The sequence below is a fragment of the Vibrio maerlii genome (assembly GCF_003415655.1).
In the GTDB taxonomy this organism is placed as follows: Bacteria; Pseudomonadota; Gammaproteobacteria; order Enterobacterales; family Vibrionaceae; genus Vibrio; species Vibrio maerlii.
Map to the genome: position 1 here is coordinate 163,013 of NZ_QRHC01000006.1, position 17,222 is coordinate 180,234.

Consider the following 17,222-nt stretch of genomic DNA (forward strand, 5'->3'; position numbering starts at 1 on the left):
AAGTGTTTTGCGCGAAAATTGGTCAGGTTTAGTGATTTCAGTCTGATTGGAAGGAGAATCTATTTTTCATGGAACTCGCAAAATGCTCAAAAGGAGTGATAGGAGTGTAGTTTTGATTTGAAAAAGACAGCCGCTATCAGTGAGCGGCTGTGTGTGAGATCAGATGTAGCTAGGTTAATTAAGATTACGTCGCGACTTTGAGTGTCAATGTGGTTTTTAAGCCGCCCATTGAACTCTCATCAAGGGAAAGGCTACCACGGTAGCTATGAGCCATTTCATTGACGATATTGAGACCAAGGCCGGTGCCAGGGGTGGTTTCGTCTAACCTAACGCCACGCTTGAGTGCTTGTTTACGGTCTTCCTCTGGTATGCCTGGGCCGTTATCTTCAATGGTGATCTGGATTGTGTCTTCGATAATCTCTGAATGAATTCGAATAGTACTTCTTGCCCATTTGTAGGCGTTCTCCATTAAGTTGCCAACCATCTCGTCGAGATCGACCTCTTCAACTGCGACATTCAATTCAGGGTCAATTTCATTGATAAGTAAAATTTCTCGTTCAGCAAAGACCTTGTCGAAAGCGATAGAGATGAAATCAACTCGATCACTGGGATTGGACTTTACTGAGAGAATATTACGGGCACCGGCCATGCGAGCACGTCCTAGGTGGTAATCAATATGACCTTGGATTTGTTCAATCGGGATCAGTAGCTGGCTTTGATACTCCTCGGGAAGTTGACGAATATCATTCTTAACGACAGATAAAGGTGTTTTAAGCGCGTGCGAGAGGTTACCTGCATGATTGCGTGCTCTATCTAGCAATTCTTGATAGTGGAAGAGTAGGGCGTTGAGGTCGTGGATGACTGGGGCAATCTCTTTTGGGTAATTAGCATTGAGCGAGTCGGCCTCACCATTACGAAGATCGACCAATTCTTTCTGCATATCGTTAAGCGGCCTAAGTGACCACGTAACTTGTGCACCTATCAATATCAACACGCCAATGAACAGTAAGATCAAGATAATCCAAAGTTGTCCAATGATACTTTGCAACGCTTCTTCGACAGGGTCTTCATCGACACCGACAATGGCGAATACAGGCTCATTAAGTTCTGGAAGGTAAAGGGTGCGATAGACTGTAATCAGTTTTTCTTTGTTTGGTCCATTGGCATGACGGCCTTTGTTTTTGACGTCAATCTGCTTGTCCCACAAAGAGCGAGAGCGAAGAGACTGGTCTTCTGTCATTACGCTCCAATAAAGTCCACTGTATGGGCGCTGAAAGCGAGGATCGGACAGTCTTCCATCTAAGATAAGATTGCCATCGTTATCAACCTCAATATTGGCAGATAATTCGTCAAGCGCATGAGTGAGTTGAATCTTTGCATCATCGACGAGGTATTGATGGATTAGGGTTGGTATAATCACGCCGGCTGCGAGGATCATAGCACTTAACCAAAGCGCCGCGGCAAGTAACAAGCGGGCTTTAAGGCTGGTGTTTTTCTTTCCCCAACGCACTAAGTTCTTAGCGCGCTGGGTTAGGTAGGCAAGTTTTGCTTTCATGAAACACCCACCATCAATTTGCGTTCAGTTGGTAGCCTAAGCCGCGAACGGTTTTGATGATTTGAGGAGAGATTTTCTTACGAATACGTCCAATGAACACTTCTACGGTATTTGAGTCTCGGTCAAAGTCTTGTTTATAAATATGCTCGACGAGTTCGGTACGAGAGATGACCTTCTCCGAATTATGCATAAAGTAAGCAACGACTTTATATTCTAATGCCGTTAAGCTTACGGCTTGCCCTTGCCATAGAACCTTTGAAGAGCGCGTGTCTAAGCTTAAATCACCCATGGTCATGATTGGTGATGCATTACCCGAAGCACGACGTAATTGAGCTCGTAGACGAGCAATCAACTCGACAGTATCGAATGGTTTAGTTAGATAATCATCAGCACCTGCATTGAGGCCCTCAACTCGTTGAGTCAGGGTGTCACGTGCGCTAAGAATAATAACAGGCGTATTGATATTCTCGTCTCGAATGCCTTTAAGAACGGTCAGGCCATCGATTTTTGGTAAGCCAAGATCAAGTACAATTGCATCCCAGTCTTCAGAAGTTGCGCGGTAGAGCGCGTCGATACCGTCGGTTGATAGCTCTGGCACCCATTCATTGCCTTCAAGGGCTTCAATGATCTGTTCACCTAGGCGCGTATCATCTTCTACAACAAGTATTTTCATGGGGGATCTGACCTTTTTTATGTAATTTTGAGTCTAGTGGTTTGCTTTAAAGTAGGCTTCGAGCTTATTGAGGAGCTTTGATGACATTCATGAGATTACGCCCTTTAATTTCAAGCATTTCAAGGGTTTTGGCATCGTACTCCACTTTAATCACGTTACTCTCATGTATCAACTTTAGTTCATAAACCCATTCATCGTCGTCCTCTTCAAGCTCGACTTTGATTATGCGACCATTAAGCTCATTTTCTACCGTAGAATAGAGTGCTGAAAAAGGTTGAATCAGACCCGCTTGGACTGCTCGATAGACATCATCTTGATCCTCTTCAAACTCAACATCCGTTCCGGCTTTATAAGCGTCCTGTACAAGTGCATGGCCGTCTTTATGTTCATGACCACTCTTGGCATAGCTATAGCTACTCATTCCCAAGCTACAGAGCATTAGCAAAGCAGAGGTTGTAAGCGTTTGAATTCTCATCAGCATTCGCTCCTAAAACAGTAGATGAATCTATTAGAACCAGTATATGTAAACAAAGATGAATAGGAAGTGAATGGCGCAAAGAAACAAATCAGCGAGAGGTGTGATGTGTTTATTTGAGTTCATCTTCAAAGATCTTGTCACGCAAATTCCAGAAGCGGCCTGATTTTCTTGCGATTACGAATTGAGGTGGGCGAAATCTATGTTGATTATTGACCACTTTGTTTGGCGTAAGTTCTTCATATGGACGGTGACGGTCGGCTAAGTGAGGGCGCACGAATTGATCCTTGAAGCGTTTTTTCTGCGCCTTGGTATTCATTAACCAAAATTCATGAACTTGTGCTTGGTTTTCACCGACATAAGAGATCTTGAGTTGGAAGTTGCCTTTGCTGTCTTTCTGAGATTGGAAGTTCATTTCCAAACACTCAAATACTAATGCATCTTTGAGGTTGAGTGCTTCTTTCAGCTTTTTATCCGGATCGACAAGCGTGGCATCACACTCATGACAGATACGTGCAGCGATGTCGTTATCGGCACCGCATTCACCGCAATATTTTGCTCTGAATCGATAGTTGCAGTGCTCACGTTCACCTGTGTCTTCATCAGTGAAGAAGCCTTGGCACTTGCGACCGTAGTGTTCGATCAAAAAGCCGTTTGCGTCAAGCTTGCCCCAGAAGTTGTTGTTGAAGCCACATGCGGGGCAGGGAATGGTAATAATCTCGCTGGTGGAATCCGGTTTTGGGTCACCTACTTCAGGTTGGTAAAGGTCATAGCTGTTACCTGCGTAATCGAGTACCAAGCATTCTGTTTTGCCTTCAGATAATCTCAAACCGCGGCCAACAATTTGTTGGTAGAGGCTAATCGACTCCGTTGGACGAAGAATAGCAATTAAATCGACATGCGGAGCATCAAAGCCGGTGGTGAGCACTGAAACGTTAACCAGGTATTTGGTCTTACGCTGCTTGAAATCATTGATAATGGCATCGCGCTCTAAAGTCGGTGTATCACCGATCACCAGTTGAGTATGTTCAGCTGGGAGTAAAGATTGGATCTCTTGTGCGTGACGTACCGTCGCAGCAAATATCATCACGCCCAGTTTGTCTGAGCTAAGCTGAGTGATTTGATCAACAATTTGTGGCGTTGCACGTTTGGATTGTTCGATCACTAAATCTAGGTCGGATTCTTTATAGCGACCGGTGTTTGCGGGTTTTAGCTGAGAAAAGTCGTAGCTCAGTACTGGAGCATCGACAATTCTGGCGGGTGTCAGGAACTCTTCATCAAGCAAGTAGCGAATCGGCAACTCGAAGATGCAGTCTCGGAAGAAGCGCGGCTCGTCAGTGCGTACCTGTCCACGGGTATGATATTGGTAAATCCAGCCCATTCCCAAGCGATATGGTGTAGCGGTTAACCCCAACACCTTAATTCCTGGATTGATGTCACTGAGGTGTTGAATCACCTTCTGATAGGCACTGTTTTTTTGCTCAGGTACTCGGTGACATTCATCGATGACCAAGAGTGAAAACTGATTAGCAAAGGCATCGAGATTTCTGACTACTGATTGGACGGAAGCGAACACCACTTGTTGGTCGGTTTCTTTACGGCCCAAGCCCGCAGAAAAGATTGACCCTTTCAGCCCATAGCCTTCATATTTTGCGTGGTTTTGTTCCACTAGCTCTTTAACGTGCGCCAAGACTAATACTCGCCCTTTGGCTAATCGAGCGAGTTCAGCGATAACTAAGCTTTTTCCTGCGCCAGTCGGCAAAACAATGACCGCTGGGGTCGAGTTTTTGCGGAAATAATGAACAACGGCTTTAACAGAATCAGCTTGATAGGGACGAAGGGTATACATACAAGAAAATAATGTGGATTTACGCTCAACTAATGCAGCAAACAAGCATATAATATCCGGCTTGAATTAGTCGAGGTATTCATGCGTTTAGATAAATTTTTGTGCGATGCACTTGGTGTAACCCGTAGAGAAGCGACTCAAATATTAAAATCAAAAACTGTTACCGTAAATGAGGTAATGGTAAAAAGTGGTGCAACTAAGGTCACTGACGAGTGTGTTGTGGAGTGGCAAGATAGAGAGCTCAAAGTTCATGGTCCACGTTACATCATGCTGTATAAACCAGAGGGTTTTGTTTGTTCACATGAAGATGGTTCTAATCGGACAGCTTTTGAATTGCTCGACGAAGTAAAGCAAGACAAATTGCATTTTGCTGGTCGCCTGGACGTCGATACGACTGGCTTAGTGCTCATTACTGATGATGGCCAGTGGTCTCACCGTATTACCTCACCAAAGCATAAATGTGCAAAAACGTACCGAGTATGGCTGGTTGATCCGGTTGAAGCAGATTATGTCGAGAAGTTCAAACAAGGTATTCAACTGAAAAGTGAAACGGGGCTTACTCTCCCTGCTGAACTTGAAGTGCGTGCAGAAAGAGAAGTACTGCTGACGATTTATGAAGGCAAGTACCATCAGGTGAAACGAATGTTTGCTGCACTAGGTAATAAAGTTGAGCATCTTCACCGTGAAATGATCGGTGAGATCGAAATGGATGAATCGCTTGAACTGGGCGAATATCGCTACTTAACCGAAGAAGAAGTACAGTCTGTTTGGAAATAAATAGCGTTTCTACGTTTCCTTTTTATTGAGGTTCTCAACAAGCCTCTACTCAGGGCAATCTCTTGAGCCCTTCTAAGATTCAATAAGGCCATATTGGCCTCTCTGTGAGCTACTGACGGAATGGTGGCTCTATTTATTGCGGTGGATGCCGCTCGCTTTTCGCTTGGGCTCTTGTATTTTCTTTAGGCCCTTATTCAGGTTACTTGGAGTGTTATGAACACAACCGCTAAACCAGAAACGCCTCAATTGAGCTTTGTGCTCTTTCTTGTGCTAGGTGCGATCGGTTCGCTTACACCTTTAGCTATTGATATGTATTTACCAGCCATGCCAACGATCGCTCGCGACCTTGGTGTTGAGGCTGGTGCTGTCCAGATCACTTTGACTGCTTATACCGCTGGTTTTGCATTGGGACAGTTATTACATGGTCCTTTGGCTGATAGCTTCGGTCGTAGACCTGTATTATTAACCGGTGTCTTTCTGTTTGGTATCGCGGCTATGGTCAGCGCAACCACCACTGGTATTGATGCGCTCACCTATGTGCGAACGGCTCAAGGCTTTGCGGGCGCGGCTGCTGCAGTGGTTATTCAAGCGGTAGTGCGAGACATGTTTGACCGTGAAGACTTTGCGCGAACGATGTCATTTATCACGTTGGTAATTACCCTTGCTCCCTTGGTAGCACCACTTATCGGCGGTCACTTGGCACTATGGTTTGGGTGGCGTTCAATCTTTTGGGTACTGGCGATCTTTGCCGCTGTAGTTATTGCAGCCGTGTTATGGAAAATTCCAGAAACTTTACCGGTAGAGAAACGTCAGCCATTGCGTTTCAGAACGACGATTAAAAACTATGTGAGTCTGTGTATGAACCCAGTTGCGGTTGGTTTGGTTCTTTCCGGGGCATTCTCATTTGCGGGTATGTTCGCATTCTTGACTGCGGGGTCGTTTGTTTACATTGATATTTTCGGTGTCTCGCCAGACCAGTTTGGTTACCTGTTTGGATTAAACATTATCACGATGATCATTATGACGACGATTAATGGCAGAGTGGTGAAAAAGGTAGGTCTGCATGGCATGCTACGCTTTGGTTTAACTGTTCAGTTAATTGCTGGTCTAGGGTTGTTCTTCAGCTGGATCTTCGACCTTGGCTTGTGGGGCATTGTGCCATTTGTCATGCTATTCATCGGTACACTATCGACTATCGGTAGTAACTCGATGGCGTTATTACTAAGTGCATACCCAACTATGGCGGGTACGGCATCATCACTAGCAGGAACACTTCGCTTCGGTACTGGCTCGGTTGTCGGTGCTGTCGTTTCATTTATGCCGAGTGACTCGGTTTGGCCGATGACGGTGACGATGTCGGCGTGTGCTGTACTTTCAGCAGGCTTTTATTGGATTTTAGGAAAGAAAGCATAATGAGTAATTATCGTATTGAGCTTCAAAGATTGATTGATGATGCATTGAACGATCTTGAGATGGCACACAAAGGTGGCAAAGTTGCTAATACACCAGTGAGTAACAACCTTTACCTTGTTCGCTGGGTGACTAAAAGCCTAAAGCAACAAGAGTATGCTCGTTGTGTGGGTAATGATCTAACTCGTTGGCAAAAGCAAGGCCGCTCTAAGGGCAATAATTCAGATCTCTACTCGCTTTTTAAACGCATTGACGCTTATTACAAGCGCTTTTTCCCAACTGATGAAGTTCGCCCACTGAAAGATAGCGATATTGAGAAGTTCCTTGATCAAGCGCTTGCTGCGGGGTGGGACGTTTCAACCGCAGAGCCAATCATTGGCCACGGTAAGATTCAGTTTTTCAGTGAAGGAATGAATTCATTGGCACTGTGTGCTGATGAGTGCGATTCGTGCTTTGATGGTGGTGAAGACCTAGTGAAACCGATGCATTGGTTTGTTCGTGGCCACCATGCTGGCTTTATCGAAATGGCAGCGGATGCAGGCTTTATGGTTCACAAGGTGACAGATTACAAATCTGTGGTGAAATACCACGGTGAGTATATTGTTTACCCTGGGAATGAAGGTGAGCAGTTGGCTGAAATTCCTTTGAGCTTTACAGCGTAAGAGTAGGGATGTCATAGTCATAACATAAGCTTAAAAAGCGAAAGGGAGCTGATGAAGCAGCTCCCATTTGCTTTGGTTATATTTATTAAAACTTACTCTCTTTAATATTCCGCTTGTTGCTATTTGGTTTTCTGGACAATGGCTTTCACCATACCGTTAAAGATAAACAGGTGAGCGGGTATCATCGCAAACCAATAAAGTAACCCAGGAAAGCCTTTTGGATGCCACCAAGCAACAATGCTGAGCTCTCGCTCTTCCCCTAGATCTTTAATCGTTATCTCAAGTCGTCCAAGGCCTGGACCTTTCATTCCGAAGAACAGTGATAAGAACTCATTGGGTTCACAACGAATTACTTTCCATGAATCGATGTAATCGCCAACTTTAAGTTCGGGCCCAGGTGGAGAGCGTCGAATAGGGCGACCACCGCCAAAGAAGATATCTAGCCACTCTCGAGTTCGCCATAAGATATTGGCAAAAAAGTATCCCTCTTCACGACTACCGATCTTCTGTGCGACCCGCCACAGCTCTTCTGCTGTTGCCTTAGTTTTTATTTTTGCTCCGGCCTGTTTTGCATAATAGCCAAATCCTGGTTGCCAACGGGTAAGCGCGAGTGGGTCATACCCCCATACATCACTGCGTACAAAGTCTCCTTCTTGGGCAATGGTTTTTGTTACCATCTCTTCATAAGGCACCAGATCTTGCGGGAAACGTTTTAATAGTTCAGATGAGTCAGCAACATAATCGTGTTCCAATCCTGCCAACAAAGCGGCACCTATATTAGAGGGAACTGAGGTTGTTACACCTAACCAGTTTGCTGCCATTTTTGGCGTTAATAAGGGGGTAGACCAAAGGCGAAATGGCTTTTTTATCGCGCGACAGATGACTTTGAATTGATCGCGATAGGTCAGTGTTTCTGGCCCCCCCACCTCGTAAATGGCATGTTCTCTAGGCGATGCTTCTGCCAACGAGAGGAGGTAATGGTTGAGGTTTTCTAATGCAATAGGATTCGATCTTGAGTAGACCCACTTTGGCGTGATCAATACTGGCAGGTTGTATGCAAAGTCTCGCATTATTTCGAAAGCGGCAGAGCCTGGGCCAACGACCACGCCAGACCGTAGTTCTGTAATAGGTACTGTTGAACGGCGCAGTAACTCGCCGGTCTTCTTTCTGGCTTGTAAATGTTCAGAGTGGCCAGTTTGTGGTTGAAGTGCGCTTAGATAAACGACGTGCTGAATTTTACTCTGGTCGAGCGCCGCAAGGAAATTGTCGGCCAAGGTCAGTTCATATTCGAGAAAATCATGGCCAGCTGCCATCCCATGAACAAGGAAGTAGGCAAGGTCATGGTGAGCGATAACCTTTTTGGTTCTATCTGCATCCGACAAGTCTAGGTATTCAATCGATAGGTTAGGATGGTTAGGTACACGGGCTTTTAAATAGTCGATGTTTCTTGCTGTCGCTGTGACTTGATAGCCTTGGTCAAGCAGTTGAGGGATGAGCTGTGAGCCGATATAGCCTGAGGCTCCCAAGAGTACCACTTTCTTCATGTTTTCCTTCCGATTACGACTAAATCCACTTAATTCAAACAATTATGGTTGATGGATACTTATATATCTAATGCTTGAGTGATTGAGGGTATAGAAAATGAGGGGATTTCAATATAGGAGTACGAAGAATATGCATATAGTGTGACATCGATATCAAAATACTTTCGAAAAATAGGGTTTTAGTGTAGATTCTCAGTCCAAATTTTAAATGATAAAAGAGTCGGTTGATGCTAGTACTTTCGGACCTGTGCAAAGGGTATATAGATGGTGGTGAATTCCATCCTGTACTTCAAGGTGCAGAGCTCTCCTTGAACCAAGGGGACCAAGTTGCACTCATGGGCGAAAGTGGTTCTGGTAAAAGTACCTTGTTAAACCTTATTGCTGGCCTTGATGTCGTCGATTCAGGTGAGATTCAGTTCCCTGAATTTGGCATGCACGAGAACTCTGAAAAGAAACGTACAGCTTATCGACGTAATAACATCGGACATATTTTCCAGCAGTACAATTTACTGCCGACTCTTAATATTGCGGATAACATTCGTTTTTGCCGTCAGTTAAAAGGCCTGCCTGAAGATAAAGGACTTTGGCGTCAGATCTTATCGGCTCTGGATCTCATGCCTCTACTTGGTCGCTATCCAGAAGAAGTGTCGGGTGGTCAGCAACAACGTGCAGCCATTGCTCGTGCACTGTATATGGAGCCAAAGCTTCTATTAGCGGATGAGCCAACCGGTAGCCTTGATGAAAGAAACGCTGAAGCGGTTATGCGCCTTTTGACGACTTTGACTCGCCAGCTAGAATGCACGATGTTGCTCGTGACACACAGTGAGAAAGTCGCTCAGCATCTCGATGGCTGCATCAAGCTTCAGGGGGGGCTGCTGCATGTTATGGCCCGTAGTTAAGGCACTACTCGGTCATTATCGACGCTACCCATTTCAAATTGTTCTCGTCTGGCTTGGTTTAACGCTAGGCGTATCGCTATTGGTCGGCGTGACAGCTATCAATAAACATGCTCAGCAAAGCTATGAGCATGGTGAGCGACTATTTACCAACCCATTCCCAAATCGCATCCGACCTAAGCACAGCGCAAATAAGATCCCACAAGGATTTTACATCCAACTGCGTCGTGAAGGCTTTCATGAATGTGCGCCATTCGACACTTATCGAGTAACGGACAAGAGCGGTGTGAGCTTTTCTATTATTGGTGTTGATCCAGTCGCGTTGCTACCGCTGCAAGACAAAGTCAGTTGGCGAGATGTCTCGACATTCGCTTTGATGAAACCGCCTTATCCGCTGTTAGTTGGAGAAGAACTTGCAGAGTTCATGAACTGGCAAGATGGTGATCACATAGAGCTGATTGACGGTGATAAAGTTGGGCCTATTTTGGTCGACAAGAACTCGTTGCTCAGTGGTACTCGTATTTTGGCAGATATGTCTCTGGTACGTCAGTTTGGTGCACGCAGCGGTTTATCTATCATTGCTTGTGCCAACATGCCCGACGAGAAAATCGAAAAGCTTCGAGCGATGCTGCCTAATGGTATGAATCTATCTCGCAACACGAAGGTAGAGTTAGAGTCGTTGACTAAAGCCTTTCATATGAACCTAACTGCGATGGGGATGCTATCATTCGTTGTTGGTTTGTTTATCTTCTACCAAGCGATGTCATTGTCGCTGATTCAGCGTCAACCACTTGTCGGTCTTTTGCGTCAAACTGGGGTTTCTGGTTGGACACTTGCTCAAGCTTTGACACTAGAGTTGGTGGTATTGGTGCTAGTGGGTTGGGCCGGTGGTAATTTGCTAGGCCTGCTGTTGGCAAACCAGTTGATCCCTTCTGTGTCGGCAAGTCTATCTGATCTTTATGATGCCAATGTGGGACTTGCCATTGACTGGAGTTGGGAGTGGAGCAAAGACAGTCTGTATATGACCATGCTTGGTGCTTTACTGTCTTGTGCATGGCCATTAGTTCGCCTATTGCGCTCGCAGCCGATACGTCTCTCGACACGTTTATCTTTGCATCGCTTTACTGGCACCGAATTTAGCTGGCAAGCTATGATCGGTTGTGTGTTTGTTGTGGCCGCAATTGCGATCTATCAAGCGCCTAGATCACAAGAATCTGGCTTTGTGATCATGGCATTAATGTTGATCAGTGTGGCTTTGTTTACCCCTTATATTATCTGGAAGTTGTTTACTGGCCTGTCATTCTCCCTCCGATGGGTAAAAGCGCGTTGGTTCTTTGCCGATGCAGCGGCAAGTATGAGCTACCGTGGTGTTGCAACAATGGCATTTATGCTAGCTATGGCAGCCAATATCGGTGTTGAAACCATGGTTGGTAGCTTCCGAGATACCACCGATAAATGGCTAACTCAGCGTTTATCTGCAGATTTCTATATCTATCCATCAAATAGTGCCGCTGGGCGAATGAGTTCATGGTTTGAAGCTCAACCTGAAGTTGCTGATGTTTGGTGGCGTTGGGAAACAGAGATCTCCACTCAATACAATCAAACTCAGATCGTGAGCACGGGAAATTCAACGGGAGAACTAGACTCACTAACGGTTAAGATCGGCATTCCAAATTATTGGTATCATTTGCACCACTCGAAAGGTGTGATGATTTCAGAATCAATGGCGCTCAAATTAGGCTACAAACCGGGCGACTATATCGAGCTTCCTGAACCAATGGGGCCGGGGTGGCTTGTCACGGGCGTTTACTATGATTATGGCAATCCATATCACCAAGTGTTGGTTTCCCACCGTAATTGGCTCTATGCGTTTGCAGGAACGGGCAATGTAGGTCTAGGCATCAAGTTATTACCAAATACCAATAGTCAGGCGCTACAGTCGCGTATGGAGTCGGTATTTAGGATCTCTGATGGTCAGTTTTTTGATAATAAGAGTATTCATAGTCAAGCCATGAATGTGTTTGACCGCACCTTTGCGATTGCCGACACACTAGGCAATATAACCTTGGTTATTGCGGTATTTGGTATCTTCTTCGCGACAATAGCCGGTGAGTTATCTCGTCAGCGTCATATATCACTGCTTCGATGTTTTGGTATATCAGGTCTTGAGTTGATTGTTATTGGCGGTGGTCAGTTATTGGTGTTTGGTTTGCTGTCCGCCCTGATTGCATTGCCACTTGGTATTGCTATGGCGCACCTAATTGTTGATATCGTGTTGAAAGAATCGTTCGGTTGGTCTTTACAACTTCAGCTGATTCCGTTGGAGTATGCGGAAACGATCACCATGACGCTAATTGCCCTGGTCGCAGCGGGTTCTTTGCCTGTGATAAGGATGTTGCGTAGTACGCCTGTGAAATCACTAAGGGATGCGCTGTAATGGGTTCTAAAATCATGGTGAAACGCCTGTTTGCGTTGTTTGTCGCTTTGTTAATGCTGCTGGCATTGGCTGTCTATATCAATCATGCTTACATCCAAGAGACAGGTCGAGCTGGTGAAAACGAGGTCAATAGCGTACTAAAAGCGAACCCCAAGCAGGTATTTGAGCCGGTTTTGCCAAACCACCCTGTTGTCTTACCTAGGGATTTTGCTTTTCACCCTGAGTATCAACACGAATGGTGGCACTACTTTGCGAACTTAGAAGATCGCAAAGGGAATCACTATGGCGTTCAATGGAGCTACTTCCGTATCGCTTCTGATGAGCGAGAAGGTAAAGGGTGGCAGAGCCCACAGCTTTACATTGCACATATTGTTGTGACAAGCGAAAACCAAGTGTGGCGTGAACAGCGTGTCGCTCGTGGTGGTATTGGCCAAGCAGGTACCCGAGGTCAGCCTTTCCGTTTGTGGATTGACGACTGGAACTGGCGCTCTTTCTCTAATACACCATTCCCAGGCAAGTTGACGGTCAAAGCTAAGGGTATGGAACTGCAGTTAACCAACAACATTACAGGTCCATTGGTACTTAATGGTGAGCAAGGTTACCAACCAAAGCATGACCTTTTACCGGTTGCATCTTACAACTTTAGTGCACCCTTCCAATTAACTACTGGGGTACTAACGCTAGATGGTAAGTCAGTTGAAGTAAGAGGCAAGGCCTGGCTGAGTAAAGAGTGGGGCAGCGGATTACTTGCTGAAGGTCAGCAGGGTTGGGATTGGTTTGTGTTCCACCTTGAAGACGGCAGTTCTTTGAGTGTTAATCATTACCGCCACAATAATCAACCAGCGTATACATATGGAACACTGGTTCACCCTTCAGGTCAGGTCTACAACCTAAAAGATGAGGACGTGGATGTAATTCCACTGCAAGCTTCGATGCTATCTAATACTCGACGTTTGCCCCTTCAATGGGTGGTGAATGTTCCAGCGCACGGTATCAACCTTACAACAAGAGTTGTGAGAAGAGAGCAATGGCTGCCATTTTTGATCCCGTATTGGGAAGGGCCTATGGAAGCAACAGGCACACAAAAAGCAATTGGTTTTATGCAGTTATCCGGATATTAATCCAGAGTATAGTTCCTTATCATTAGCGAAAGCTGTCTCCGATATAATCACTCTGTTTATATAAAACCTCCCGAAGTCGGGAGGTTTTTTTTATGCGATTTTATAATCTGCGTATATCTTTAAGTGATGGATATATCGATAAGTTGTGAGTTCGCACACAATAGTTCGGATTTTTCGAGGTTTATTGTCTAAAGAAACGATTATTTCTAAATGTTTCAGGGTTATACACTGTTTTTCAAATTAATTCGGGATATAGATAATAATAATATAAGGAATATCTATGAGTGACGTAATTCGCGACTTCTTCAAGATGGAGTCTGCCGGTGGTATCTTATTAGTGATTGCAGCGACAATTGCGATGATGGTAGCAAACAGCCCGCTAAACGATGCTTACCAATCAATTCTGCATAGCTATGTACTTGGCCTTTCCGTTTCACACTGGATCAATGATGGCCTTATGGCGATCTTTTTCTTCTTAATCGGCCTAGAAGTGAAACGTGAACTTCTTGAAGGTGCATTAAAATCCAAACAAACAGCCATCTTCCCTGCGATTGCCGCTGTCGGTGGTATGCTAGCTCCAGCATTGGTATATGTCCTATTCAATAATGCTGACGACGCAGCGCTTCAGGGATGGGCAATCCCAGCCGCGACAGATATTGCGTTTGCATTGGGTATCATGGCACTACTTGGTAATCGAGTACCGGTAGCGCTCAAGGTATTCTTACTTGCTCTAGCTATCATCGATGACCTAGGTGTTGTCGTTATTATCGCCTTGTTTTACAGCGGTGAGCTATCGACGCTAGCATTGACGGTTGGTTTCATCATGACCGGTGTGCTTTTCACGTTGAATGCGAAGAACGTGACCAAGATTAGTGTGTATCTCGTCGTGGGCTTTATCTTGTGGGTGAGTGTATTGAAGTCTGGTGTACACGCGACCTTAGCGGGTGTTGTTGTGGGCTTTGCTATTCCACTCAAAGGTAAAGAAGGTGAACACTCGCCGTTAAAACACCTTGAGCATGCGCTACACCCTTACGTTGCTTTCATCATCCTACCGATTTTTGCTTTTGCGAATGCGGGTATCTCATTAGAAGGCATTTCATTCCAGAGCCTGACTTCGATGTTGCCGCTTGGTGTAGCGCTGGGTCTGTTAGTAGGTAAACCAATTGGTGTGTTCAGCTTTAGTTGGTTAGCCGTAAAATTGGGTGTGGCTAAATTGCCAGAAGGCGTTAACTATACACATATTTTCGCGGTGTCTGTGCTTTGTGGTATCGGCTTTACGATGTCGATTTTTATCTCTTCATTAGGCTTTGGTTCTGTCAATATGGCTTACGATACGCTTGCTCGACTAGGCATCCTGATGGGATCGACGGCGTCAGCACTGTTGGGTTTTGCACTGCTTCACTTATCATTGCCAAAACCTGTTCCGGCAACACAACGAGCAACGGTTAAACGATAACAAAATAAAGGCTGCACATTGTGCAGCCTTTTCTTTGACTAGGTATCAGAGTTTATTTTTCTTTAGTGGTAAAGATAGTCCACTCTTCTACTACTTTCTCTTCAAGCCCAACTACCGTTGCAGTTACTCGTCTATTCTGAGCATGGTCGACTTCTGCGCTACCGTCTGCAACAACTATGGTGTCACCAAAACCAACAATACGAACACGGTCTGGCTCTATTCCGTGTGACAATAAGCTGTCTTGTACGTTAAATGCACGACGTTTAGAGAGCTCTAGGTTGTAGGCAGAAGTACCCACTCGACTTGCGAAACCTTGAATCTCGATTGAGGCGGATTCATATTTCTTGAGGAAACTCGCCATATCGCTAATCTGACCTTCGAACACAGCATTGATTTCATCCGAGTCATGAGCGAAGAGGATTTTAAGTTGAAGGACCTCTTCGTTTTTCATTACTTCACCACAGCCATCATTATCGACTTGCGAGTATTCAGGGGTACCAGGACAAAAGTCACGCGCGTTGACGACGCCATCTCTATCATCATCGAGCAGATCATACTGTTGATTGGATTCAGGTGTTTCAATGTAGTCATATTCAGATGACATACACCCTACCAATGCAGTTGCAATAGAGAGGGTAAGAAGGGTTTTATATCTAATCATTAGTCATACTCCACTTTCTCAGTCCACTCTTCTGGGATATCTACCAATAGTGCTTTAAGTAAAACCCCTGTTGCGTTCATCACACGATACTTTGCAAATTGCTCGGCGTAATGTGCATCTAGATAATCCTTACGTGCTTCAAATAACTCATTCTCGGTATTTAGTAGATCGAGTAAAGTGCGTTGACCGATTTTGTATTGCTTTTCATAAGCGATAACGGTTTCCGAGGCCGAGTCTACATGGTCTGCAAGGAAGTTCTTTTGTTGTAAGGTTAGATCCAACGCACTCCACGAGAGTCGTAACCCTTCCTCTACTTGCTTGTATGCATTATCTCTTAGGTCTTTTGCCTTATTAAGTTGATAGGCAGCTGCTTCTGAATTATCCGAATCAGAACCACCATTGAACAAGTTGTAACGCATGCGCAGCATAGCCAACGTTTCTTCACTTGAGCCCTCGTCACCTCCAGCATCATCACGCCAAGTTTGCGACGCTTCAATTGTGAACGTTGGGTAGTTTACCCCTTTTGTTTGGTTGTATTGAAAACGTGCTGAATCTACATCTACGTTAGCAATTCTAATCACGGGGTGATCAACAAACGCATTATCAATTGCGTCTTCGAGAGTAAGAGGAATCTTGTTTAAATCGGCACGTGGGTAGATAAGGCCTAGCGGCTCTTGGCCAACGATACGACGGAACTGAGTGTGGGTATCGAATAGATTGTTTTGTGCTGCAAGTAGATTACCATGTGCTTTTGCTATACGAGCCTCTACTTGACTCACGTCAGCCGTTGAAGATATACCACTGTCTGCACGTTTTCTAATGTCTTGGTAGATACGTTTATGTATCGCGAGATTACTCTCTGACAGAGCAAGTACCTCATAAGACTTAACCGCATCGAGATAGATTCTAGTCACTTCCAGCGCGATATCTTCTGCATCAGACAAGAGTTGCAAGCGAATAGACTCAGCTTCAGCAGCCGTTCTATCCATATCATTCAGCGTGGAATTCCCGTCCCATAAGAGTTGTGTCAACCTGATTGAGGCTTCCTTTCTTGTGAGGTCTGTTTCCGGATCCGTATCAGGCGCAGGGTCAATACCTTCATAACCTATCCCTGCATCTAAATCAACAGAGGGCAAGTAGGCGCCACCTGAAGCCTCATGCTCATAGTATAAGCTCATGAATTCATTATAAGAGCTCTTTATCTCTGGGTTGGTAGCGAGGGTGATTGCGACAGATTGTTCGAGAGTTTGGGCGTAAGAAGTTGCCCAAGGTAACAACAAGATACAAGGAACAACGTGCTTTAATTTATTCACAACTGGACTCCTTTCTCTGTGTTCAGAGCAGAAAGTTGTATCTTTGCTAATCAGATACTTGCCTTTCTAATTATTTAGTTTATGCATCAAGTGTAGAACAGTTTAAAAATGGCGCGTGAATCTTCAGTCTCAAAAGTGAAACACTTGTAAAGATTCTTTACGAAATATCATTGGGAGGAATACAGGGCAAAAAAACGCCCTAACCAAAATGATTAGGGCAGATACAAAAAGGAGTTAAAAAGCAGTGGATGTAAGTGAAAGTCAGAATGCGTACTAAGCGGCCCTCAGTAATTGATATCCCTTTTTACTTACATTCTTTATGACCCCCATGTTTTTATTCAGTTCCATCATTTTTCAAAAATTAAAAATTATTTTTTCACCAAACCCTCGCCA

The 17,222-nt window shown here is 44.9% G+C and carries 14 protein-coding genes; 7 read left to right on the forward strand and 7 right to left on the reverse strand.

What is annotated here, in order from left to right:
- Positions 1-184: 184 nt before the first annotated feature.
- The 4 genes from DPF91_RS12105 to radD all read right to left on the reverse strand — a co-directional run bounded on the left by DPF91_RS12105 (position 185) and on the right by radD (position 4,552).
- A complete protein-coding gene (locus tag DPF91_RS12105; protein ID WP_117234693.1) occupies positions 185-1,555 on the reverse strand; it encodes an ATP-binding protein in 1,371 nt (456 codons plus the stop codon).
- Between the two features lie 13 nt (positions 1,556-1,568).
- Positions 1,569-2,228 (reverse strand): response regulator transcription factor, encoded by a 660-nt coding sequence (locus tag DPF91_RS12110; protein WP_117234694.1) that lies wholly within the window; start codon positions 2,226-2,228, stop codon positions 1,569-1,571.
- 64 nt (positions 2,229-2,292) lie between these two features.
- Entirely contained in the window at positions 2,293-2,649 is a 357-nt protein-coding gene (locus DPF91_RS12115; protein ID WP_420855601.1) for a PepSY domain-containing protein, read from the reverse strand.
- A 166-nt stretch (positions 2,650-2,815) separates the two neighbouring features.
- Positions 2,816-4,552: a DNA repair helicase RadD gene (gene radD, locus DPF91_RS12120; RefSeq protein WP_117234695.1), complete on the reverse strand. Its 1,737-nt coding sequence runs from the start codon at positions 4,550-4,552 to the stop codon at positions 2,816-2,818.
- A gap of 81 nt (positions 4,553-4,633) precedes the next feature.
- On the opposite strand from radD, the gene rsuA reads away from it, so the two are divergent.
- From rsuA to DPF91_RS12135, 3 genes are all read left to right on the forward strand, one after another.
- Complete coding sequence (gene rsuA / locus DPF91_RS12125) at positions 4,634-5,329, forward strand: 16S rRNA pseudouridine(516) synthase RsuA (RefSeq protein WP_117234696.1); 696 nt, start codon at positions 4,634-4,636, stop codon at positions 5,327-5,329.
- Positions 5,330-5,542: 213 nt separating this feature from the next.
- On the forward strand, positions 5,543-6,742 hold the full coding sequence (locus tag DPF91_RS12130; RefSeq protein ID WP_117234697.1) for a Bcr/CflA family multidrug efflux MFS transporter: 1,200 nt from the start codon (positions 5,543-5,545) through the stop codon (positions 6,740-6,742).
- A complete protein-coding gene (locus DPF91_RS12135; protein WP_117234698.1) occupies positions 6,742-7,401 on the forward strand; it encodes a DUF2913 family protein in 660 nt (219 codons plus the stop codon). The genes DPF91_RS12130 and DPF91_RS12135 overlap by 1 nt, the downstream gene beginning before the upstream one ends.
- Before the next feature lie 119 nt (positions 7,402-7,520).
- On the opposite strand, the gene DPF91_RS12140 is transcribed toward DPF91_RS12135, so the two are convergent.
- Positions 7,521-8,945, reverse strand: coding sequence for a DUF2867 domain-containing protein (locus DPF91_RS12140; RefSeq protein ID WP_117234699.1), 1,425 nt, complete (start codon positions 8,943-8,945; stop codon positions 7,521-7,523).
- Positions 8,946-9,172: 227 nt separating this feature from the next.
- On the opposite strand from DPF91_RS12140, the gene DPF91_RS12145 reads away from it, so the two are divergent.
- From DPF91_RS12145 to nhaA, 4 genes are all read left to right on the forward strand, one after another.
- A complete protein-coding gene (locus DPF91_RS12145; protein WP_117234700.1) occupies positions 9,173-9,844 on the forward strand; it encodes an ABC transporter ATP-binding protein in 672 nt (223 codons plus the stop codon).
- The gene (locus DPF91_RS12150; protein ID WP_117234701.1) at positions 9,825-12,278 is read left to right on the forward strand and encodes an ABC transporter permease; all 2,454 of its coding nucleotides are present in this window, start codon (positions 9,825-9,827) and stop codon (positions 12,276-12,278) included. The genes DPF91_RS12145 and DPF91_RS12150 overlap by 20 nt, the downstream gene beginning before the upstream one ends.
- Entirely contained in the window at positions 12,278-13,399 is a 1,122-nt protein-coding gene (locus DPF91_RS12155; protein ID WP_241033814.1) for a lipocalin-like domain-containing protein, read from the forward strand. Before DPF91_RS12150 ends, DPF91_RS12155 begins: the two co-directional genes overlap by 1 nt.
- A gap of 280 nt (positions 13,400-13,679) precedes the next feature.
- Complete coding sequence (gene nhaA / locus DPF91_RS12160) at positions 13,680-14,855, forward strand: Na+/H+ antiporter NhaA (protein ID WP_117234702.1); 1,176 nt, start codon at positions 13,680-13,682, stop codon at positions 14,853-14,855.
- Between the two features lie 52 nt (positions 14,856-14,907).
- Here nhaA and DPF91_RS12165 read toward each other — a convergent pair whose 3' ends face one another.
- A complete protein-coding gene (locus DPF91_RS12165; protein WP_117234703.1) occupies positions 14,908-15,516 on the reverse strand; it encodes an OmpA family protein in 609 nt (202 codons plus the stop codon).
- Positions 15,516-16,829 carry a TolC family outer membrane protein gene (locus tag DPF91_RS12170; RefSeq protein WP_241033815.1) on the reverse strand — a complete coding sequence of 438 codons (1,314 nt, stop codon included), beginning with the start codon at positions 16,827-16,829 and terminating at the stop codon, positions 15,516-15,518. The genes DPF91_RS12165 and DPF91_RS12170 overlap by 1 nt, the downstream gene beginning before the upstream one ends.
- Between the last annotated feature and the right edge of the window lie 393 nt (positions 16,830-17,222).